Origin of the sequence: Caulobacter sp. 602-2, from assembly GCF_011043625.1 — a bacterium.
GTDB lineage: Bacteria > Pseudomonadota > Alphaproteobacteria > Caulobacterales > Caulobacteraceae > Caulobacter.
Genome location: NZ_JAAKGT010000006.1, coordinates 253,268 through 275,947 on the forward strand (window position 1 = coordinate 253,268; position 22,680 = coordinate 275,947).

Annotated in this window: 12 protein-coding genes; 10 read left to right on the forward strand and 2 right to left on the reverse strand. The window is 69.2% G+C overall.

All coding sequences use genetic code 11. From position 1 onward, the window contains the following. The first annotated feature begins 6 nt into the window (after positions 1 to 6). The 3 genes from G5B46_RS14880 to G5B46_RS24730 all read left to right on the forward strand — a co-directional run bounded on the left by G5B46_RS14880 (position 7) and on the right by G5B46_RS24730 (position 10,762). Positions 7 to 906: an acetoacetate decarboxylase family protein gene (locus G5B46_RS14880; protein WP_165259813.1), complete on the forward strand. Its 900-nt coding sequence runs from the start codon at positions 7 to 9 to the stop codon at positions 904 to 906. 1,055 nt (positions 907 to 1,961) lie between these two features. Further along, positions 1,962 to 3,539 carry a ShlB/FhaC/HecB family hemolysin secretion/activation protein gene (locus G5B46_RS14885; RefSeq protein ID WP_165259815.1) on the forward strand — a complete coding sequence of 526 codons (1,578 nt, stop codon included), beginning with the start codon at positions 1,962 to 1,964 and terminating at the stop codon, positions 3,537 to 3,539. A 14-nt stretch (positions 3,540 to 3,553) separates the two neighbouring features. Next, positions 3,554 to 10,762, forward strand: a complete 7,209-nt coding sequence (locus G5B46_RS24730; protein ID WP_165259817.1) for an MBG domain-containing protein — start codon at positions 3,554 to 3,556, stop codon at positions 10,760 to 10,762. A gap of 162 nt (positions 10,763 to 10,924) precedes the next feature. Here G5B46_RS24730 and G5B46_RS14895 read toward each other — a convergent pair whose 3' ends face one another. Continuing rightward, entirely contained in the window at positions 10,925 to 11,392 is a 468-nt protein-coding gene (locus tag G5B46_RS14895; RefSeq protein ID WP_165259819.1) for an AraC family transcriptional regulator, read from the reverse strand. 334 nt (positions 11,393 to 11,726) lie between these two features. On the opposite strand from G5B46_RS14895, the gene G5B46_RS14900 reads away from it, so the two are divergent. Next, on the forward strand, positions 11,727 to 12,065 hold the full coding sequence (locus G5B46_RS14900) for a DUF1427 family protein (protein ID WP_165259821.1): 339 nt from the start codon (positions 11,727 to 11,729) through the stop codon (positions 12,063 to 12,065). A gap of 133 nt (positions 12,066 to 12,198) precedes the next feature. After that, positions 12,199 to 13,827 carry an ABC-F family ATP-binding cassette domain-containing protein gene (locus G5B46_RS14905; RefSeq protein WP_165259823.1) on the forward strand — a complete coding sequence of 543 codons (1,629 nt, stop codon included), beginning with the start codon at positions 12,199 to 12,201 and terminating at the stop codon, positions 13,825 to 13,827. 44 nt (positions 13,828 to 13,871) lie between these two features. Here G5B46_RS14905 and G5B46_RS14910 read toward each other — a convergent pair whose 3' ends face one another. Further along, entirely contained in the window at positions 13,872 to 14,549 is a 678-nt protein-coding gene (locus tag G5B46_RS14910; RefSeq protein WP_165259825.1) for a PAS domain-containing protein, read from the reverse strand. A 302-nt stretch (positions 14,550 to 14,851) separates the two neighbouring features. Here G5B46_RS14910 and G5B46_RS14915 point away from each other — a divergent pair, with 302 nt between their 5' ends. Genes G5B46_RS14915 through G5B46_RS14935 form a run of 5 tightly spaced genes read left to right on the forward strand, consistent with a single transcriptional unit; the run spans position 14,852 to position 22,679 of the window. Next, positions 14,852 to 17,125 carry a TonB-dependent receptor gene (locus G5B46_RS14915; protein WP_165259827.1) on the forward strand — a complete coding sequence of 758 codons (2,274 nt, stop codon included), beginning with the start codon at positions 14,852 to 14,854 and terminating at the stop codon, positions 17,123 to 17,125. A 2-nt stretch (positions 17,126 to 17,127) separates the two neighbouring features. Continuing rightward, positions 17,128 to 18,072 (forward strand): ornithine cyclodeaminase family protein, encoded by a 945-nt coding sequence (locus G5B46_RS14920; protein WP_165259830.1) that lies wholly within the window; start codon positions 17,128 to 17,130, stop codon positions 18,070 to 18,072. Next, on the forward strand, positions 18,069 to 19,778 hold the full coding sequence (locus tag G5B46_RS14925; protein WP_165259832.1) for a peptidase M61: 1,710 nt from the start codon (positions 18,069 to 18,071) through the stop codon (positions 19,776 to 19,778). Before G5B46_RS14920 ends, G5B46_RS14925 begins: the two co-directional genes overlap by 4 nt. After that, entirely contained in the window at positions 19,766 to 21,091 is a 1,326-nt protein-coding gene (locus tag G5B46_RS14930) for a CapA family protein (protein WP_165259834.1), read from the forward strand. Before G5B46_RS14925 ends, G5B46_RS14930 begins: the two co-directional genes overlap by 13 nt. Position 21,092: 1 nt before the next feature. Next, on the forward strand, positions 21,093 to 22,679 hold the full coding sequence (locus G5B46_RS14935; protein WP_165259836.1) for a M20/M25/M40 family metallo-hydrolase: 1,587 nt from the start codon (positions 21,093 to 21,095) through the stop codon (positions 22,677 to 22,679). Position 22,680: the final 1 nt, after the last annotated feature.

Sequence of the window (22,680 nt, forward strand, 5' to 3'; positions counted from 1 at the left end):
TCTGGCATGATTGACCAATGGGTGGACGTCGAGTTTGGCGGGCAGACCGTCAAGGTTCCCAAGGGCGGGTATTACGATCGCTTTCGCTCCAATTCCGACCTGGACCTGGTGGCGCGCGATCCGGCGGCCGGCAACATCGATTTCTTCCGCCGGATTCCCAAGCAGAAGGTCCCCTCGCGGGTGGGGCCGATCTGGGCGCCCAACTTCTACTATCGCAGCAGCTCGGTGCAGCTTTTGATGACCGCGCCGATCGAAAGGTTGGCGGCGGCCTTGCCCGCGCCGCTGGAGCCGCTTCGTCCGCTCCCAGGCAAGGGCCTGGTGGCTCTGACCTTCTTCTCCTACGCCGTTTGCGACAACGATCCCTACGATGAGGTGTCGATCGCGGTGGTGGTGCGCCGTCCCGGCGCCAAGGGATCGCATGTCGGGCAGTTGATGGGCGACATCCGCAGGCGCAACTTCTGCGCCCATGTTCTGGCACTTCCGGTCACCACCGATATTGCTCGGGTGCGTGGCGTCCAAGGCTACCAGCTGCCCAAGTGGCTGACCCCGATCACCGTCGATATCGGCGCTGAGGTGACAGCTAGCATCGCCGCCGCCGACGGCTCGCCGGACTTGGTGCTGCGCGCGCCTGCGCCGGTGTTCCATGACGTACCGTCCCAATCGCGCCTGGGCTCAAACACCATGTTTCACCAGGTCGACGGCCAGTGGAGCCAGACCCTCGTCCAGTCCAACACGCTGTCTTACGCCCAAGAGCTCTTCCCCAAGGGCGTGACGCTATCGCGGCATGGCGGCCCGATGAGCGATCTCCTGAGCGGCTTGGGGGCTTCGCGCATGCTGCGGCTGGATGTGGTCAGAGACGCGCAACTGGTGCTCAACACGCCCACGCGCCTTGAGCGCTTTGCATAGGACGCTCTCGAGCGATCGTATCGCTCAGAGCCGCCAAGTCGATGTCCAGTTCCTGGAGATGCGCCAGCGTCGGCTATTGGCGCGCAACAGACGCTCGGCAGTAGTGCTCATGTGACTCTCTCCTTCATTCGCGGGCCACGCTTGAGCCCTTTGTCGATCCGATGGAGCTTAGGGAGTACAATAGCGTATTCGTAAGTATCGTCTTCGTCCGACAGCGGGCGCCAGCGGTCTTCTGAAGAATAAAATCTATTTAAATTCAAGCGCTTTGCAGGTGGCGCTGCAGCCTGCATTTGGTGGGGCTCGCCTGGCTTTCACTGCGGTGAGGGTGGCAGTTTATGTCTCCTGCTTCCGCCGTCAGCGGTTCAAGTTTGATGATGAAGGCATGGGCGTCGCCGTCGGTTCAGGAGGGCGGCGACGATACCGGCGCGCGGCATCCATAGGCGCCGGCTCTTTCCAGCCTGACGCCGGATCGGCGTCGACTTGAGCCTGTCTCCCAATAGAGCTGTGTCAGCATCCCATATCGATAGCTGGAGTGACCCTTGCCCTGTCAGGGGCGATTGCCGGGAGCGGTCTGGCTGGGCGGGCTTGGTGAGAGTCTGGCGTCAGTCGACATTTGATCGCGATATTGATCTCAGCCGGAAGCGCGCTGGAAAATCATCGCTACCCGCTGGATACCTCCGGGCCAAGGTTGCATCGGTAGTCGATAAAGATCGCGCGGCTTCTCAATTTGGGAAGTTGCTGCGTGGGCTTGTGTCCATTTGAGAGGTATTTGATCCATGTAAATGTCGCGAAATCTATGTGCGATCATTTGCACAAAGGTGGATGGTATCGTGCGTGGATGATTCTGAAACAAATTAACTAGTTTGAAACGCGCAAATACCTATCACGCGCTCAGTGTAGTAGGTGGGGCGTTTAGTATGAGTGCTGGTGTATCGTGGGGCGCGAAGCGCGCCCTGGTCGTCGCGACGAGCTCGTTTCTGGCTCTGACCTGGTCCGCGGCAAGTTTCGCGCAGACCGCGCCCAGCCGGACCCTTCCTCAAACCATCGCACCGACCGTGCAGGAGGCCCAAGGCGAGATCGCCCTGCCGGCCACCCGGTTGACGGCGGCCCCGGCCGGCGCCGAGGCGCTGTCTGTGCGGATCGAGCGCGTGGTGGTCGAAAGCGTCGCGCCTGACCGCGCCGACGCCGTCGCCGCGCTGACCCGGACCGTCGAAGGCCAAACGGTCACTGTCGCCGCGCTCTACGAGATCGCCGCCAAGATTGAGGCGCTGTACGCCCAGGACGGGCGCATCCTGACCCGCGCCACCCTGCCGCCGCAGTCGCTGAAGGATGGGGCGGTCGTGCGGATCGTCGTCGTCGAGGGCTTCATCGAGAGCATCGACGACAGCCGCGTGCCGGCCAAGGTGCGCGGACCGATCCGCGACCGGCTGGTCAAGCTGATCAACCGGCCGGGGCTGAGCCTGCCGCAGATCGAGCGCCAGGTGCTGCTGGCCGCGCGCGTTCCCGGCGTCAATCTGCGCACGACCCTGGTTCCCGGCGAGCTCGTCGGCGGGGCGCGACTGGTGCTGCAGGTCGAGCACGACGCCGTCGCCGGCGGCCTGGGCGCCGACAACAGCCTGTCGAGCGCCTATGACGACTGGAACCTCGAGGCGCGGCTGACGGCCAACTCGGTGTTCGGGGCGGGCGAGCAGTTCTATGCCTTCGGGGCCTCGGCCACCGACCTAGCCCTGACGGGCGGGCATCCCCATCGCCGCATCGTCGGCCTTGGCCTGATCGCGCCGCTGGGCTTCGACGGGGCGACGGCCCAGCTCGAGTACCTGCACGCCGACACCAATCCGATCGCGCCGCGCGGCGTGCTGCCGGTGCAGGGCCAGTTCGACCGCATCGTGGCCAAGCTGTCCTATCCGCTGATCCTTGGCCGGCGCGAGATGCTGTCGGTGTCGGGCGGGTTCGAATGGACCAACGAAAGCCAGGCCGCCCGCGGCTTCGGCGTCGATCTGAGCAAGGACGCCCTGCGCAGCTTCACGCTCGGCCTCGAAGGCGGCAAGGCGATCGGCGCGGCCACCACCGTCTCGTCGCGCATCGACTTCAACCAGGGCATTTCGGGCTTTGGCGCGCGAACCCCGGCCGACGCCCGGATCTCCGGCACGCCGCTGTCGCGTCAGGGCTCCAAGCCCGACTTCACCAAGCTTTCGGCCACCGCCAGCGTCGACCGGGCCCTCGGCGGTCCGTTCTCCGCGCGGCTGGTGCTGCGCGGCCAGACCGGCTTCGGCGGCGCTCTGCCCAGCGCCATGCAGTTCTCGCTGGATGGCGGGGAGGGCGTCTCCGGCTTCGACGCCGGCTCGATCAATGTCGACAGCGGCCTGACTGGCCGCGCCGAGCTGGCCGCCCTGGCCCCGATCGGCGGGCGCGTCGTGGCGCGTCCCTACCTGTTCGCGGCAGCCGGCAGGGGCTGGCTGGAAAAGCCGACCGTGGTCGAGAAGCCGCGGCCCGACGGCTGGTCGGTGGGGGGCGGCGCCCGCACGACGCTGGCGCAGCGCGTCAATCTCAGCGCCGAGCTGGCGCACGCCAACAGCAACCTGTTCGCCAAAAACCAGACGCGCCTCACGGCCAGCGTCAACGTCGCGTTCTGAGGGGAAGCCAGACCATGCTTATCGCCAACAAGCTTCACCTGATCGCCACCACCAGCCTGACCCTGACCCTGGCCGCGATGGCCAGCCAGGCGGCGGCGCGGGACGCCCTGCCCACCGGCGGCTCGGTGGTCGCCGGCTCGGCAACCATCGGCGGCCAGTCGGGCGGCGCCCAGACCATCACCCAGACCAGCCAGAAGGCGGTGATCGACTGGGCCAGCTTCAACGTCGGCCAGGGCAATAGCCTGACCTTCGTGACGCCCAACGCCGACGGCGCGACCCTCAACCGGGTGACCGGCACGACCGGCTCGACCATCGCCGGCCAGATCACCGCCAACGGCAGCGTCTATCTGATCAATCCCAACGGCATCCAGATCACCCAGACCGGCGTGATCAACGCCGGCCGCGGCTTCGTGGCCTCGACGCTGGACATCTCCAACGACGAGTTCATGGCCGGCGCCGGCCGCTTCACCGGTACGGGCGGTACGATCGACCACCGGGGCTCGATCACCGTGGGCGCCGGCGGTGTCGTCGGCCTGCTGGGCGGCAGCGTCTCCAGCACCGGCCTGATCATGGCCCCGGCGGGCAAGGTGGTGATCGGGGCGGTCACCCACGCCACGCTCGACCTCAACGGCGGCGGCTTCCTGCAGGTGGCCTTGCCCGAGCAGTCGGCCCTGGCGGCGGACGGCTCCAGCGCGCTGGTCTCGGCCCAGTCGGGCTATGAGGCGACCCGCAACACCGTCAATCTGGACGGCCTGAGCAGCGCCAGCGTGACCGGCCGCAACGGCGACATCGTGCTGGGCGGCAAGATCAGCGTCGATTCCGACGCCGGCGACGCGGGCTCGATCATGGTGATGGGCAATAACACCCGCGCCAACGGCGAGCTGTCGGCCCGCGCCACGGGCGCCGCCGGCAAGGGCGGCTTCATCGAGACCTCGGGCAACTATGTCGACTTCACCGGCCTGCGCGTCGACACCCGCGCGGCGAACGGCGCGACGGGGACCTGGCTGGTCGACCCGACCGACCTGACGATCGACGCGGCCGCGGCCGCGACCATCCAGAACGCCCTCAACTTCAGCAACGTCTGGCTGGAAACCTACCTCAGCGGCGGGCTGTCCGGACCGGGCGTGGCCAGTGAGGGCGCGGGCGACATCATCATCAATTCGGCGATCAGCTGGGGCGCCAACACCCTGACGCTGAACGCGGCCAACAGCATCAAGGTCAACGCCGTGCTGACCGCCTCGGGCAGCGCGGGCCTGGCCCTGAACTACGGCGACACCAAGGGCTCGATCGCCGCCACGCCGCTCGCCGGCGCCGGCCTCGACTTCGGCCTGAACAGCAGCGGTTTCGGCGGCCGGATCGACTTCACGGGCGGCGGCAACAGCTTCGCCGTCAACGGTCAAGCCTACACCATCATCACCGCCCTGGGCGCTGCCGGCTCGACCACGGGCACGGACCTGCAGGGGATCAACGGCGCCCTGGGCGGCTACTACGCCCTGGGGGCCAATATCGACGCCAGCGCCACCAGCGGCTGGAACAGCGGCCTGGGCTTCGACCCGCTGGGCGCCACCAACGCCGCCGGCGGCGGCCAGGGCTTCACCGGACGCTTCCTGGGCCTTGGCCACACCGTCAGCAACCTGACCATCAACCGCACGTCGTCCGCCTATGGCGGCCTGTTCGGCTATGCCGCCGCCGGCGCCTCGATCGGCAATGTCGGCCTCGTCAACGCCAGCGTTTTGGTCAATGGCGACAGCGCCATCAGCGGATTCGGCGTCGGCGGCACGGCGGGCGCCCTGGTCGGGGTTTCCTACGGCGCGATCACCCAGAGCTATTCCACGGGCTCGATATCCGCCAACGGCGGGCGCACTCCCGGTCCCTCCAGCGGCGGCGCGGGCGGCGTGGCCGGCGGGCTGGTCGGCAAGTCCTACGGTACGATCACGGGAAGCCATTCCTCCGCCACGGTCTCGGCCAACGGCCGCGACGGCAGCAGCCTGGGCGGTGCGGGCGGCAAGGCGGGGGGCCTCGCTGGCCAGTCCTACGGCGTGATCTCGGATAGCTACGCCACGGGGGGCGTCGCGGCCAACGGCGGCGCCGGCACCGACGTTACAGTCGGTACTGCTGGCGCGGGCGGCGTGGCCGGCGGCCTAGTCGCCGAAAGCAGCGGCGTGATCACGGGGAGCCATGCGACGGGCGTGGTCTCGGCCAACGGCGGCAGCGCCCGCACCTCCGGGGGCGGCGGCAAGGCGGGGGGGCTCGTCGGGCTGTCCAACAGCACGATCATGGCGAGCTACGCCACGGGCGTGGTCTCGGCCAACGGCGGCGGCGGCAGCGGCGGCGGCGGCACGGGCGGCACGGGCGGCACGGCTGGCGGCCTGGTCGCCGAGAGCGACGGCGCGATCACGAGGAGCTATTCCACGGGGGCGGTTTCGGCCAACGGCGGCGCCGGTAGCGCGGCGGGTGGAGGGAGCGGTGGTACGGGCGGCTCCGGCGGGACCGCGGGCGGGCTCGTTGGTAAGAGCCGCAGCACGATCAGCCTGAGCTACGCCACTGGCGCGGCGTCCGCCAACGGCGGCGGCGGCGGCGCGGGCTCAACGCTTTCCAATGGCGGCAGGGGCGGCAGCGGCGGCGTGGCGGGGGGGCTCGTCGGCGACGCCAGCGGCGCGATCGCCCAAAGCTATGCGACGGGCGCGGCGTCAGCCAACGGCGGCGGCGGCGGCAGCAATCCTTACGGCGGGATTGGCGGCGCCGGCGGCGCCGGCGGCGCGGGCGGCAAGGCCGGGGGCCTGGCCGGCCTGGCCAGCGCCGACATCGCGCAAAGCTACGCAACGGGCCGAGTGTCCGCCGCCGGCGGCGGCGGCGGTAGTTCCATGTTGGTCGGCCCGCCGCCCGTCACGGTGTACGGCGCGAGCGGCGCCGCGGGCACGGCCGGCGGCCTGATCGCCGTGGCCTCGGCCGGAACGATCGAGGCGTCGTACTGGGATCGCTACGCCAGCGGTCAGGCTTCGGGCTTGGGCTCCAACACCGGCGCGACCGTGACCAGCCTGGCCTCGGTCACCTCCGACGCAGCGCAGTGGAACGCGGCCGACTACATCTACAACGCCTCGGCCTGGTCGATGCTGGCTACGGGCGCGACCAGCGACATCGACCTGACCGGTGGTCAGGCCCTGACCTGGCGGATGTACGAGGGCTTCACCACCCCGATGCTGAAGGCCTTCCTGAAGCCGGGAACCGTGGCGGTCAGCGTCGGCGACGCCACCGCCGTCTATAACGGCGTCCCGCAGCTGGTCAGCGCGACGGTCACGGCGCCGAACGGCGTCGACACCAGCCTGATCCTGGGCGGCGGCCGCGGCCGCGATGTGGGCTCGTACACCACCGGGGCCTATTCGACCCAGCAGGGCTATGACCTGATGGTCACCGGGACGGGCACGCTGACCATCACGCCCAAGGCGCTGACCATCAGCGGCGGAACCAGCACGCTGACCTATTCCGGCACGGCCTTCGGCAACGGCTTTGTCCCCACGGGCCTGGTCGGTGGCGACACGATCACCAGCGTCAGCGGCGGCGCGACCGGCGCCAACGTCGGGACCTATCTGGACAACCTGTCGGGCGCGACCGGCAGCGGCCTGTCGAACTACAACATCACCTATGTGAACGGCAGCCTGACGATCACCCCCAGGGCCCTGACCATCACCGGCACCAACGTGAGCGGCGTCTACACCGGCTCGCAAAAGAACCACGCCGTGGTGGTCAACGGCCTGGTCGGTCGCGATACGGTGACCTCGGTCGAGGGCATCGCCACGGCCACCAATGTCGGGACCTATCGCGACAACCTGTCGGGCGCGACCGGCAGCGGCCTGTCGAACTACAACATCACCTACGTCAACGGCAGCCTGGCCATCACGCCCAAGGCCCTGACCGTGACCGGCAACACCGGCTCGTCGATCTACACCGGCGGCGCTCAGACCAACGGCTTCACCACCAATGGTCTGGTCGGTTCCGACACCGTGACCTCGGTTACGGGCCTGGGCGGCGGGACGAATGTCGGCAGCTATGCCGACAGCCTGTCGGCCGCCACCGGCAGCGGCCTGTCGAACTACGCCATCACCTACGTCAACGGCGGCCTGACGATCACGCCCAAGGCCCTGACCATCATTGGCGGACTTACCCCATCCACCTATACCGGGGCGGCGCAGACCAACAGCTTCAGCACGGTCGGCCTCGTGGGCTCGGACACCGTGACCTCGGTTCTGGGTCTGGGCGGTGGAACCAGTGTCGGCAACTATGCCGACAACCTGTCGGGCGCGACCGGCAACGGTCTGTCGAACTACAACATCACCTACATCAGCGGCGCTTTGGCGATCATACCCAAGGCCCTGACCATCACCGGCGACAGCGCCTCCAACACCTACAGCGGCGGCCTCCAGATCAACGGCTTCACCGCCACCGGGCTGGTCGGCTCGGACATGGTGGCCTCGGTCGAGGGCCTGGGGCGCGGGACCAATGTCGGGATCTATGTCGACAGCCTGTCGGGCGCGATCGGCCTCGGCCTGTCGAACTACACGATCACCTATGTCAACGGCGGTCTGGCCATCACGCCCAAGGCCGTGACGGTGACCTATACGGCCAATGCCGCCAGCAGCACCTACGGCCAGACGCCGATCGGCCTGAGCGGCGGCTACCTCGCCAGCGGCCTGATCGGCGGCGACACGCTGTCGGGCACGGCAAGCTGGACGACTGCGGCGACCACCACCTCGGGCGTCGGCGGCTACGCCATCACCGGTTCGGGCCTCGGTGTCGGCTCCAACTACACGCTGGTCGCCAGCCAGGCGGCCGGCAACGCCACCGCCCTGACCATCACGCCCCGCGCGCTGACGGTGACCGGCAACGCCGGGTCGCTGGTCTACAACGGCGCGGCCCAGGTCAACGGCTTCACCACCAGCGGCCTGATCAACGGCGACACCGTCACCTCGGTCGCGGGGCTGGGCGGCGGGACCAACGCCGGGACCTACGCCGACAGCCTGTCGGGCGCGACGGGCAGCGGTCTTGCGAACTACGCCATCTCCTACGTCAACGGCGGGCTGGTCATCACGCCCAAGGCGCTGACCATCACGGGCGGCGCCGGCTCGTCGATCTACAATGGCGCGGCCCAGACCAACGGCTTTACGGTCAACGGCCTGGTCGGCTCCGATGTCGTCACCTCGGTGGCGGGTCTGGCCAGCGGAACCAATGCCGGGACCTACGTCGACGCCCTGTCGGCCGCGACCGGCAGCGGCCTGTCGAACTACGCCATCTCCTATGTCAACGGCGGTCTGGTCATCACGCCCAAGGCGCTGACCATCACCGGCGGGAACGGCTCGGTGGTCTACAACGGCGCGGCCCAGATCAACGGCTTCACGACCAACGGCCTGGTCGGTTCGGACGTTGTCACCTCGGTGGCGGGCCTGGCCAGCGGAACCAATGCCGGGACCTATGCCGACAGCCTGTCGGCCGCGACTGGCAGCGGCCTGTCGAACTACGCCATCACCTACGTCAACGGCGGTCTGATGATCACGCCGAAGGCGCTGACCATCACCGGCGGCAACGGCTCGGTGATCTACAACGGCGGTCTGCAGAGCAACGGCTTCACGACCAACGGCCTGGTCGGCTCCGACGTCGTCACCTCGGTGGCGGGTCTGGCCAGCGGGACCAATGCCGGGACCTATGCCGACGCCCTGTCGGCCGCGACCGGCAACGGCCTGTCGAACTACGCCATCACCTACGTCAACGGCGGCCTGGGCATCACGCCCAAGGCGCTGACCATCACCGGCGGGAACGGCTCGGTGATCTACAACGGCGACCTGCAGAGCAACGGCTTCACGACCAACGGCCTGGTTGGTTCGGACGTGGTCGCCTCGGTGGCGGGCCTGGCCGGCGGGACCAATGCCGGGACCTATGCCGACGTACTGTCTGGCGCTGTCGGCAGCGGCCTGTCGAACTACGCCATCACCTATGTCAACGGCGGCCTGGTCATCACGCCGAAGGCGCTGGTTATCACCGGCGGGACGACCTCGGGCGTCTACAATGGCGCGGCCCAGATGAACGGCTTCACCACCAACGGCCTGGTTGGTTCGGACGTGGTCGCCTCGGTGGCGGGCCTGGCCGGCGGGACCAACGTCGGGACCTATGCCGACGTTCTGTCGGGCGCGACCGGCAGCGGCCTGTCGAACTACGCCATCACCTACGTCAACGGCGGCCTCGCCATCACGCCCAAGGCGCTGACCGTGACCGGCAACACCGGCTCGGTGGTCTACAATGGCGGCTTGCAGACCAACGGCTTCACGGCCAACGGCCTGGTTGGTTCGGACGTCGTCACCTCGGTGGCGGGCCTGGCCGGCGGGACCAATGTCGGGACCTATGTCGACGTCCTGTCTGGCGCTGTCGGCAACGGGCTGTCGAACTACGCCATCACCTATGTCAACGGCGGCCTGGCCATCACGCCCAAGGCGCTGACCGTGACCTACACGGCCAACGGCGTCGGCAGCGTCTATGGCGACACCCCCAGCGGCCTCTCCGGCGGCTACGTGGTCGACGGCCTGGTCGGCGCCGACACCCTGTGGGGCAGCGCCGCCTGGACCACCACGGCGACGGCGACCTCGGGCGTCGGGACCTACGCCGTCACCGGTTCGGGCCTGAGCGCGAGCAGCAACTACGTGCTGACCAGCGTGCAGGCGGCGGGCAACGCCTCGGCGCTGACCATCACGCCGCGGACCATCATCGTGACCGCGGACGCCCTCAGCCGCATCTATGGCGCGACCAACCCGGCGCTGACCTGGACGGTCGGCGGGCGCGGCCTGGTCAACGGCGACACGCTTTCCGGCGCGCTGGCCACCACGGCCGACACCGGTTCGCTGGTCGGCGACTATGCGATCACCCGCGGCAGCCTCGCCTCGAGCCCGAACTATGCGGTGACCTTCGTCGACGCGGTGCTCTCGGTCACGCCGGCGCCGTCGTCCAACCCGCCTTCGCGCGTCGTCGACACTGGCGACGTCGGCGGCGGCTCATCCGTGCCCGGCGCGGTGTCGGGCGGGCGTGACCTGACGCCGTCGCCGATCGCGGTGTCGTTCTCCGAAGCGGCGGAGGTTGTCGGCGACGGCGCCGCCTCTGGCGAGACCGGCGCTGGCGGTGGCGGCTGCCGGGGGGAGAGCGGCAAGGCGGTAGCCAACTGCGCCGCTCAGTCCGGCTCCTGATGCGGGGGCGCTGTCCCTAGGCCCTCGACGGCCGCACCCGGCGGGCTTCCCGCCAGGTGCGGCCGTTTCTCGTCATGGACAGTCCGAGCCTGTCTTGGGGGGGGGCGATCCCGCCTGCGGAGGTGCACTCCATCGGCCGCCGGTTGACAGCGCCTTCGCCCCCTAGCACGAGCCCATCGCTTCGGCCGATCGACCTTCAAGCGCCGCGGTCCGCCGCCACTGCGAGGGCGTCGAGCCGGTCAGGCCGCCGAACGTGCGGGTGAAATGCGCCTGGTCGGTGAAGCCGCAGGCCAGAGCGATCTGGCACAGGCTCGTGGCGCCGATCACCATCATCGATTGGGCCAGCTCGATCCGGCGAAGGGCCACGAACCGCGAGAAGGTCACGCCGAAGGACTGGCGAAAGCGGCGCGAGAAGTAGCTCGGGCTGAGCTTGGCGCGTTGCGCGGCGGTGCGTATCGACAGCCGGCCGCCCAGGTCGCTGTCGACGTAGTCGCGAACCCGCCTTGCCTGCCAGGGCAGAAGCCCTTCCCACCGGGGCGGCTCGACCGGCGTCGCCGGGTGTTCGACGGGGGTAGGCGCATGGCGGACGATCTCCGCGCCCAGGCCTTTGGTGATTTCGATCTGCGCCATGCGCCGTCTCCGTGGATCAAGTTTTCGCCAGTGACCTTAGGCGCAGGGGCGGCGTGGCAGGAGTAAAGCGCAGTAAAGGCCAGTGAACCGTGGGTTCTTTCGGTCATGGCGTCTGAGCAGGACCTATCCTGACCGCTGAAAAGGTCCGAATTCTTGCTGGCCGCCGGCGCGTGAGCCGCCGCGCCCACGCCAACAACCGATCCATTCAAGCCTTCGGGCCCTGGAAAGCCAAAGTCGGCGCTGTCCGTTGGCGGCTCGATGTCCTGCGTCGCCGGCGTTCTTCTTCGCCGTGCGCCGCCCTGGTCCGGGTCCGCCATCCAGATGGAACGTCTTCATGAAGCCCTACCTTCTCTCTCTCGGCGCCGGGCTGCTGGTGGGCGTGATCTACGCCTTGCTGAGCGTGCGCTCGCCGGCGCCGCCGGCCATCGCGCTGATCGGTTTGATGGGCATTCTGCTCGGCGAGCAGGCCGTGCCGATCATCAAGCGGCTCGCCGCTGGCGCTCCGGTCATGGCCTTCATCAGGTCCGGCGTACGCGTGCGAGGCAATCGGGATGGACGGCGCCGACAGGCCCTCATGCCGTGCGTGCGCCCGGTGACCGCGGCCAGCGGTAGCAGGGGGGCGCCTCCACCGCCTTCGGCCTGGCGGGGACCGCGGTCGCCGCCTCGCTGCTGAACGGACGGCCCAAGCCTGGGGTCATGCTGGATCCCGCGACCGGGGCCTGAAGGTGATGGCCAATCGTCGCGCTCGGAATTGATGTGGCCCAGAGGCTGGCGTTCTGCCTCGGCCCGCGTTAGCAGACTGCCCCATGATCCGCCTCGACAACATCTCCAAGCAGAACGGCCACCAACTCCTGTTCATCGAAGCCTCGATGGGCATCCAGAAGGGCGAAAAGGTCGGGCTCGTCGGCCCCAACGGCGCCGGCAAGACGACGCTGTTCCGCATGATCACCGGCCAGGAACAGCCCGACGACGGGCTGGTCGCGATCGATTCCGGCATGACGATCGGCTACTTCAGCCAGGATGTCGGCGAAATGTCGGGCCAGAGCGCGGTCGCCGCGGTGATGGACGGCGTCGGCCCGGTCAGCGCGCTGGCCGCCGAAATGGCTACGCTCGAGGCGGCCATGGTCGATCCGGACCAGGCCGACCAGCTGGACGCCGTCATCGAACGCTACGGCGAGGTGATGGAGCGCTTCCAGGAACTGGACGGTTATGCGCTGGAGGCGCGGGCGCGCGAGGTGCTGGCCGGTCTCAGCTTCAGCCAGGAGCGCATGGACGGCGACGTCGGCCTGCTGTCCGGCGGCTGGAAGATGCGCGTGGCGCTGGCTCGCATCCTGCTGATGCGGCCCGACGGCATGCTGCTCGACGAACCGTCCAACCACCTGGACCTGGAAAGCCTGATCTGGCTTGAGGCCTTCCTCAAGAATTACGACGGCGCGCTGCTGATGACCTCGCACGACCGCGCGTTCATGAACCGCATCATCGGCAAGGTGATCGAGATCGACGCCGGTTCGCTGATCACCTATTCGGGCGATCTGGACTTCTACGATCAGCAGCGGGCGCTCGGCGAGGCGCAGCGCCAAGCGCAGTACGAGCGCCAGCAGGCCATGCTGGCCAAGGAAATCAAGTTCATCGAGAAGTTCAAGGCGCGCGCCTCGCACGCCGCCCAGGTGCAGAGCCGGGTCAAGAAGCTCGACAAGATCGAACGCGTCGAGGCGCCGCGCCGCCGCCAGACGGTGCAGTTCGAGTTCCAGAGCCCGCCGCGTTCGGGCGAGGACGTGATCAACCTGCGCAACATCCACAAGGGCTACGGCGACAAGCCGATCTATGAGGGCCTGGATTTCCTGGTGCGCCGCAAGGAGCGCTGGTGCGTGCTGGGCGCCAACGGCGCCGGCAAGTCGACGCTGCTGAAGCTGGTGGCCGGCGACGCCAAGCCCGACCAGGGCGCGGTCCACATCGGCGCCAGCGTCAAGATGGGCTACTTCGCCCAGCACTCCATGGACCTGCTGGACGGCGAAGAGACGATCTTCGAGTCGCTGGAGCGCTCGTTCCCGCAGGCCGGGCAGGGGGCGCTGCGCACCCTGGCGGGCTGCTTCGGCTTCTCCGGCGACGACGTCGAAAAGCCCTGTCGCGTGCTGTCCGGCGGCGAGAAGGCGCGCCTGGTCATGGCCAAGATGCTGTTCGACCCGCCGAACCTGCTGGTCCTCGACGAGCCGACCAACCACCTCGACATGGCGACCAAGGAAATGCTGGTCGCGGCCCTGGCGGACTTCGAGGGCACCATGCTCTTCGTCTCGCACGATCGCCACTTCCTGGCGGCCCTGTCGAACCGGGTGCTGGAGCTGACGCCTGAAGGCGTCCATCAGTACGGCGGCGGCTACACCGAATATGTCAGCCGCACGGGCCAGGAAGCGCCGGGGCTGCACCCGGGCGGCTAGCGGCCGGCGCCTTAGGAGCGGCCTGGGACCGGCATAAGGCCGGCTCAGGACCGCTTGGCGCCGATCTCGTCGAGATAATTGTAGATCGTGAACTTGGTGACGCCCAGGCGGGCGGCGACCCGTTCGACCGAGCCGCGGATCACGAACAGGCCACGCTCGTGCATGGTGGCGACGGCCGCCTTCTTCTCGGCCTTCGACAGGCGGTCGACCGGCACGCCCGCGGCGTCCAGCGCCGACGCGATGATCTCTTCGATCAGGTCCTCGATGTTGGTTTCCGACCTCGGCGCGGGAAGCGGGGGCAGGACCATGGGGATCAGGGCGGCCTGGACGTCGCGCTGTATGCGCTCGATCGCGCCCATGTCGACGTTCAGGCACAGCGCAGCGGCGGGAACGCCTTCTTCATCGAACAGCACCACCGACGACGAGCGCAGCGCGCGCCCGTCAGCGGTCCGGGAGGTGTAGTTCGAGACGACGCGCACCTCGTTGGGATGGGCGGCGGCCTTGCTGGCGACGAGGGTGTCGAAGGCCTTGTCCTCGGCCGGCCCCGCGATGATCGCCGAGCCGACCCCGCGCCCGCTGACGTGTCCGTTGACGATCTCGATGATCGAGGACTCGGGCTGGCGCAGGTTGTGGACCACGACCTCGGTGTGCTGGTTCACGGCGCATTCCAGCGCCTTGGCGACGCCTTGAAGCACGCCCAGCAGGGCCTTTTCGTCTTGCACGGAGGTCGGGTCTTTCATGCGAAGCTGCGAACCGGGAACGAGGCGACTGATTTCAACAGAGCGTTGATATTCCGGCCTCAGCGCCCGTGCAACATGATCGGCGCCCCGCACGCACGGGCGCCGCGGCGCCTGCCTTTTGCGCAGCAGTGACCTGAAAAGCATGCGCAATTCGTCGCGCCTCAACGCTGTGTCGATGAATTCAACAAAATGTTGAAGCTGTCTTCGTTCTGTTGCAAGGCTATTGGCGAACATGGGTCTTGGGGCGGGCGTCGGCGCCGTGCTCCGCATCTTGGGGGTCTGCGATGCGCAACGGTTTGAAGGCTTTTCTGCTGGCGGGAACGGGCGGTGCGTGCCTGCTGGCCGGTTCCCTGGCGTACGCTCAAGAAGCGGCCGACGACACGACGATCGGCGAGATCGTGGTGACCGCGCAGAAGAAGTCCGAGCGCCTGCTGGACGTTCCGGTCTCGGTGGCGGCGGTCACGGGCGACAATCTGGCCCGGCAGAACCTGGTGCAGATCCGCGACTTCTATAACCGGGTTCCCGGCGTCTCGCTGAGCGGCGGCGGCACCGAGCAGCGCGCCAACGGCGTGGCCATCCGCGGCGTCACCACCGGCGGCGGCACCGCCGCGACCGTGGCCTTCGCCCTGGACGACGTGCCGCTGACCTCGGGCGCGGCCTCGGCCCAGTCGCCTCTGATCGACATCGATCCGTCCGACCTGCAGCGGGTCGAGATCCTGCGCGGCCCGCAGGGCACGCTCTATGGCGCTTCCAGCCTCGGCGGCCTGGTGAAGTACGTGACGGTCAGCCCGAACACCGAGCGGTTCAGCGGCCGGATCGAGGCCGGCGCCAACACCGCGTCCGGCGGTGGTGAAGGCTGGTCGCTGCGTGGTTCGGTCAATCTGCCGATCGTCAGCGAGAAGCTGGCCCTGCGGGTCAGCGGCTTCACCCGCCATGATCCGCCCTATCTCGATAACATCAACGCCAAGGCCGCGGGCGAGGACATCAACGACAACCGCGTCGAGGGCGGCCGCGCCGCGCTGCTGTTCAAGCCGATCGACGCCCTGAGCATCGACCTGTCGGTGCTGCGCCAGGAGGCCAAGTTCGTCGGCAGCCCGCAGATCCGCATCTGCCCGTCGTGCGGCACGGGCGCCTTCACCGGCGGCGTCGACTTCACACCGTACTTCGGCGACATGACGCTGAACATCGCGCCGACCAGGCGCGACGTCGACGTGACCCTCTATCAAGGCCGGGCCACGTACGATCTCGGCTTCGCCGACCTGACCTCGGTCAGCGCCTACAACCGCATCAAGTCGGCCTCCGACCTCGACCAGACCAACACCTTCGGTTTCCTGCTGTCTGCCTTCTCGGCGCCGACCGGATCCAGCGTCTCGCTGGTCAACGCCGACCAGACCAAGAAATTCAGCCAGGAAATCCGCTTGGCTTCGAAGTCGGACGGTCCGCTCGAATGGCTGGTCGGTGGCTTCTACACCCACGAGAAAATCTCGGTCGACCAGACGCTGGTCGTGCGCCCGACGACGGGCTCGGACACGACCGCCTACGCCTCGGTGGGGCCGGCCAAGTTCGAGGAGAAGGCGGCGTTCGCCGACCTCACCTACCACTTTACGCCGGCTTTCGACGTGCAGGCCGGCGTGCGCTACTCGTCGAACGACCAGAGCAGCGCCTCGACCACGACCATCGCTCCGCAAGCCGTGCGCTTCTTCGGTCCGAGCTCGTCGGAGCCCCGGGCCAAGTCGTCGGACGACGCGGTCACCTGGCTGCTGACGCCGAGCTACAAGATCTCGCCCGACGCCATGGCCTATCTGCGCATCGCCACCGGCTATCGCCCGGGCGGTCCCAACGGCGCGGGCGTGACGGGCGTTCCGCTGTCGTTCCAGTCCGACAGCGTGGTCAGCTACGAAGCCGGCCTGAAGGGCGTGATCAGGGCCGCGCGCTTCACCTACGAGGCCGCGCTGTTCCGGGTCGACTGGGACGACATCCAGCTCCTGACCACCGACGTGGCCACGCAGTTCACCTATTACACCAACGGCTCGACCGCCCGCAGCCAGGGCCTGGAACTGTCGGGCCGCTGGGCGCCGATCGGCGGTCTGTCGTTCGACGGGGCGCTGACCCTGCTGGACGCCAAGCTGTCGGACGACCTGAAGTCGCCCGCGGGCGCTTCGCCGATCTATGGCGACAAGGGCGACCGCCTGCCGGGGTCGGCCAAGGTCTCGGCCAGCCTGTCGGGCGATTACGACTGGTCGATCGGCCATGGCTTCTCGGCGACGGTCGGCGCCAGCCTGGCCTATGTCGGCGAGCGCTATGGCGACTTCGCCAACATCCTGCCGACGGCGACGGGCAACACCGCCTACGGCTCGCGGATCAAGCTGCCGTCCTACACGACGGTCGACGTGCGGGCCGGTCTCTACGACGCCGATTGGCGGTTCACCGCCTACATCAAGAACCTGGGCGACGAGCGCGGCGTCGTGGAAGCGACCACCCGCGGCGGCACGAGCTCGCCGCAGGCCATCTTCCTGCAGCCGCGCACGGCGGGCGTTTCGCTGAGCCGCAGCTTCTAGGCATGCGGTTCTTCGACGAAGCCGCCGTCCTGCAACGCCTCGATGTCGATGGTTGTCGGGCGGCGGTGCGCGAGGCGATGGTGGCGCTGTCCGGCGGGCAGACCCGGCAGCTGCCCCGCTCGATCATTCCGATCGGGGCGGGGCGGCTGTTCGGACAGATGCCCGGCGCGCTGATCGCCGGCGGCTATTTCGGCGCCAAGCTGATCAGCGTGTTCGCCGAGCCCGATCGTCCGGGGCGCAGCGCCCACCAGGGTGTGGTGGTGCTGTTCGACGCCGAGAGCGGACAGGCCGTCTGCGTCGCCGACGCCGGCGCCATCACCCAGATCCGCACCGCGGCCGGCACGGCGGCGGCGACCGACGCCCTCGCGCTCGCGGACGCCGATCGCCTGACCCTCATGGGGCACGGTCATCAGGCCAGCGCCCATATCGAGGCCCTGGCGCGGGTGCGCCCGCTGCGGGAAGTGCGCGTTTGGGGGCGATCTTTCGAACGCGCCCAGGTCTTCTGCGAACAGATGTCGGAGGCGACGGGGCTTGCCGTGGTCGCCGTCGAGGACGCTCGCGAAGCCGTCGCCGACGCCCATATCGTCTGCACCGTGACCGGCGCCGTTGAGCCGGTTCTGATGGCCGAATGGCTGACGCCGGGAACCCACGTGAACCTGGTCGGCGCCAGCGTCGCCTCCGCCGCCGAGGCCGAGGCCGCCGTGGTGTCGGTCGGCCGCTACTTCGTCGAAAGCCGGGAGTCGGCGCACAATGGCGCGGGCGAGTTCCTGCGCGCCATCGCCGCCGGCCTGGTGGACGGCGACTGCATCGCCGCCGAGATCGGCGAGGTGTTCGCCGATCCGAAGGCGGGGCGTCGGTCGGCGTCCGAGATTACCGTGTACAAGTCGATCGGCCACGCCGTGCAGGATCTGGCGGCGGCGGCCTATCTCTACGAGCAGGTGCGATGACCCTGAGAACCCGTCTGCTGGCCGGTCTGGCCGCCGTCCTCCTGCTGGCGCCGGCGGGACCCAGCCTTGCCCGCTCTATGCCATCGCTCGACCTGCGCCTGACGCCGAGCCGGATGGACGAGGCCGGGGGCAGGGGCGGCCTGGGCGTGGAGATGCGGTTCTCCGAACTGTCGGTCCAGGCCGGCGCGCCGTTGCTGACCCTGCCGCTGGTCATCGCCAACACCGCCACGGTCGCCGAAACCCTGACCGGGCTGAAGGCCTTCGACGCGGACGGCGAGATCCCCCTGACGATCAAGGACGACCCCGCCACGGGGATGGTCTGGTCGCGCCACTGGCTGGCCGGTCGGGCGACCCGTGGTCCGGTCGTGGTCCGCTACGTCGCGCCGGTCGACAACACTCCGCCCACCCGAGGCTCTGGCCCGCCCTACGCCTTGCGCACCGAAGGCGGCGGGGTTTCGGGCGTCGGCAACACCTTCGTCCTGCTGCCCGAGGACCAGGTCGTGCGCCGCATCCGCCTCAGCTGGGACCTGGGCGCCTTGCCAGAGGGCTCGACGGCGACCTCCAGCTTCGGTGAGGGCGACGTCGCCTTGCCGGACGGTCCCGCCGGCCAGCTGGCCTCGACCGTGTTCATGGCCGGACCGATGAAGCGCGAGCCGGCGGTCGTGTCCGAGACCGGTTTTTCGGCCGCCTGGATGGGGGCGCCGCCGTTTGATCCCGCGCCGCTGATGGCCTGGACCAACCGCCTGCACGGCTGGATGAGCGGCTTCTTCCAGGACAAGGCGGTTCCGCCGTACCGCGTCTTCCTGCGCTACAATCCGATCAACGCCGGCGGCGGCACGGCCCTGACCCGCTCGTTCCTGACCACCTATGGCGCCGACACCAAGGGCGACAGCCTCAAGGGCACGCTGTCGCACGAGATGGTCCATACCTGGACCGACTCCGACGCCGGCCAGTGGTACGGTGAGGGGATCGCCGTCCACTATCAGGGCCTGCTGCCGTTCCGGGCCGGACTGCTGTCGGCCGACGAGTTCCTGGAAGACCTCAACGAGACCGCGCGGCGCTACTACGCCAATCCGCTGAACGGCACGCCTGACGGCGAGATCGCGCCGCGCTTCTGGGAGGACAGCCGCATCCGGGTGCTGCCCTATGACCGGGGCGGGCTGTATTTCGCAGTGCTGGACGGCAAGATCCGTCGCGCCAGCGGCGGCAAGCGCTCGGTCGACGACCTGGTGCTGGAGATGAACCGCCGCTTCGCCGCCGGTCAGAAGGCCGATGATGCGGTCTGGATCGTGCTGGTGACCGGCGAACTGGGCGAGGACGGCCGCAAGCTGCACGAGGCCATGCTGGCGGGCGGCCTGATGTTGCCGCAGCCCGACGACTTCGGACCCTGCTTCACCCGCACGACGGCCAAGGTGCGTCGGTTCGAACTGGGCTTCGAGCCGAAGTCGCTGGTCGGGACGACAAAGACGATCCGTGGCTTGATCCCGGGTTCGGAGGCGGCGAAGGCCGGGCTGCGTGACGGCGACGTCGTCACCTACGCGGTGGCGCTGGACGGCGTGCAGGGCGATCCGGCCGCGACCCTGACCCTGAAGGTCACTCGCGACGGCAAGACCTTCCCGCTGACCTACCTGCCACGCGGCGAGCAGGCGGAGGTCTATCAATGGGCCCGCAAGCCCGGGACCGAGGGGATGAAATGCGTCTACTGATCACCGCGCTGCTGGCCGCCTCGCTCGCCGGACCGGCCGCCGCTCAGACGCCGGCCACCGTCAAGGACGGCTTCTCGCTGGCCGTGACCGGCGACCTGATCGGGCCCGAACATCCGATCACCGGCCTGGGCGATCCCGGCACGCTGCGGATCCAGAAGCTGCTGTCGGGCGCCGACGCGGCCTTCGGCAACCAGGAAGGCGCGGTCTTCGACTTCGACAAGTTCCCCGGCTGGCCGGCGGCCCAGAACGGCGGCGGCACGCCGATCAACGACGCGGCGGTGGCGTTCGACCTCAAGGCCTTGGGCTTCAAGGTCATGTCCATGGCCAACAACCATGCCACCGACTTCGGCGTCGAGGGCATGGCTTTGACGGAGCGCGCGCTCGACGCGGCCGGCGTCGTCCATGCCGGCACGGGCGACAGCCTGACGGCCGCTCGCGCGCCGGCCTACGCCAAGACGGCGCGCGGAACCGTGGCCCTGGTGTCGTTCGCCGGCACCTATACCGACATCTCGCTGGCCGCCGATCCCAATCCGGCCCGAGGCTTTCGCGCCCGGCCCGGCCTGGCCCCGCTGCGTGCGCGTGAACTGCAGCGCGTGACGCCCGAGCAGATGCGGACCCTGCGCGAGATCGCCGCCCGCTCGGCGACGCCCGACGCGACCAAGAACCCGGAAGTGTTCAGCGCCGCCAAGACCGGCGAGGAACTGACCATCGGCCGCACGACCTTCCGTGTCGATGAGCGCCCGGGTCTCAGCTACGACCTCGATGCGGGCGATCGGGGCGCGGCCCTGGCCAGCGTCAGGGAGGCGCGGGGCAAGGCCGATCTGGTGGTGTTCTCGATCCACGCCCACGAGACGGCCTCGTCGGATCCGGAGGACATCCGGCCGGCCGACTACATGCGGCCGTTGTTCCACGAACTGATCGACGCCGGCGCCGACGCAGTGGTGCGTCACGGCCCGCACGCTCTGCTGGGCGTCGAGATCTATAAGGGGCGGCCGATCTTCTACGGCATGGGCAGCCTGATGTTCCAGGTCGGCGACAAGAACCGCCAGTTCCGGGGCTTCACCCTGCCGGCCGAGTGGTACGACGGCGCGGTGGCGGTCAGCGAGTATCGCAACGGCCGCGTCGCGGTGATCCGCATCCATCCCTTCGTGCAGAACCTGCAGGACGACCGCCTGCTGGGCACGCCCAAGTCGCCGTCGCATGAGGACGCCCAGCGGATCCTCAAGCGCATCCAGGCCGCGTCCGTGCAGTTCGGCACGCTCATCGCCATCGAGGGCGACGTCGGCGTCATCCGCGTGGCGGCGGAGCGCTGAGGTGAGGCTGGCGCGGCGGGAGGCCCTTGCCGGGCTGGGCGCGCTGGCCCTGGCCCCGAAGGCCCTGGCGCGCGAGGCGTCGGTCCCCGATCTGGCCCTGTACCAGGCGATCCGCGACGAAGGTCTCAACCGCGGCCAGGCCATGACCTACGCCGCCAGCCTGGTCGACGAGGTCGGCGCACGGCTGATGGGATCGCCCAACATGCGCCGCGCTCATGATTGGGCGCTGGCGCGGATGCGGGCGCTGGGCCTCAGCGATCCGCGGCTCGAGCCGATCGGTCCGTTCGGCCTTTCCTGGCGGCAGACCCTGGCCTGGATCCGGATGACCGCCCCCGACAAGGCCCAGTTCGTCGCGGCGGCCAGCCCCTGGTCGGTGGCGACGCGTGGCGCGATCGCCGGCCAGGCGGTCGCCGTGCGCCTGGACAGCGACGAGGATCTCCGGCGCGCCAAGGGAACGCTGTCCGGCCGGGTCGTGCTGCTAGGGTCGCCCAAGTCCACCGCTGGCGAAGGTCCGGCGGTCGCCCGCTACAGCGACGAGGCCGTGCTGAAGGGCGACGCCGCCGAGGCCGTCCGCGCCTACTACCGCACCGTCGCCGAAAGACGGGAGCGCCAGGGACGCGAAGAGCTGTTCAAGGCCCGCCGCAACGCCTTCCTGGCGGCCGAGGGCGTGCTGGCCGTTGTGATCGACGGCGGCGGCGCCGAGCCGGGCGCCATGGTCGTCGACGGTTCGGAGCTCGGCGGTCGTCCCTGGCTGTCGGCCGAGCGGCCCGCCTTTCCGGCGATCTATGTCGATGGCGCGGCCTATGCCCGCTGCTGGCGCCTGGCCCAGGTCGGGGTGCCGCCGCGGCTGGAACTGGAGATCGCCACCGAGGAGGGCGCTCCCGACGAGCCGGGCTACAACGCCGTGGCCGAGTTGCCGGGGCGGGATCCGGCCCTGAAGACGCAGGTGGTCCTGGCCGGCGCGCACCTCGACAGCTGGGCGGCGGGCGTGGGCGCGGCCGACAACGGCGCGGGCGTGGCCGCGACCCTGGAGGCGGTTCGCATCCTGCGCGCTGTCGGGGCCAGGCCCCGCCGCACCATCCGCGTCGTGCTCTACGGCGGCGAGGAGCAGGGGCTCTATGGCTCCGAAGCCTATGCGAAGCAGCGCCTGGGCTGGATCCCGCGCTCGACCGCGCCCGAGCAGGCGGCCCTGCCGGTCGAGGGGCGACGGGCCAAGGTCGGTCCGTTGCGCAAGGGGCCGGAGTACGAGGACTTCGCCGTCGCCTTCAACCTGGACGGCGGCTCGGGCCGGATCCGGGGCGTCTTCACCGGCGGCGACCCGGCGCTGGCCGAGCTCTATCGCGCCTGGATCGCGCCCTTGAAGGACCTGGGCGTGCTGGCGGTCTATGACGGTCCGCACTGGCCGGCCGACCAGTCGACCTTCACCGAGATCGGCCTTCGGGGGATCTCGTTCCTGCAGGATCCGCTCGACTACGACAGCCGGGCGCACCACACGGGCCTCGACACCCTGGAGCGGCTGTCGCCCGCCGACCTGGCGCAGGCCGCGACGGTGCTGGCGATCTTCCTGATCAACAGCGCCGACGCCTGAA

Excerpts from the sequence above, each read along its gene's own strand:
- G5B46_RS14925 (WP_165259832.1), top strand. The coding sequence starts at position 18,069 with ATGACCCTGAGAACCCGTCTGCTGGCCGGTCTGGCCGCCGTCCTCCTG.
- G5B46_RS14880 (WP_165259813.1), top strand. The coding sequence starts at position 7 with ATGATTGACCAATGGGTGGACGTCGAGTTTGGCGGGCAGACCGTCAAG.
- G5B46_RS14930 (WP_165259834.1), top strand. The coding sequence starts at position 19,766 with ATGCGTCTACTGATCACCGCGCTGCTGGCCGCCTCGCTCGCCGGACCG.
- G5B46_RS14895 (WP_165259819.1), bottom strand. The coding sequence starts at position 11,392 with ATGGCGCAGATCGAAATCACCAAAGGCCTGGGCGCGGAGATCGTCCGC.
- G5B46_RS14915 (WP_165259827.1), top strand. The coding sequence starts at position 14,852 with ATGCGCAACGGTTTGAAGGCTTTTCTGCTGGCGGGAACGGGCGGTGCG.
- G5B46_RS14900 (WP_165259821.1), top strand. The coding sequence starts at position 11,727 with ATGAAGCCCTACCTTCTCTCTCTCGGCGCCGGGCTGCTGGTGGGCGTG.
- G5B46_RS14905 (WP_165259823.1), top strand. The coding sequence starts at position 12,199 with ATGATCCGCCTCGACAACATCTCCAAGCAGAACGGCCACCAACTCCTG.
- G5B46_RS14920 (WP_165259830.1), top strand. The coding sequence starts at position 17,128 with ATGCGGTTCTTCGACGAAGCCGCCGTCCTGCAACGCCTCGATGTCGAT.
- G5B46_RS24730 (WP_165259817.1), top strand. The coding sequence starts at position 3,554 with ATGCTTATCGCCAACAAGCTTCACCTGATCGCCACCACCAGCCTGACC.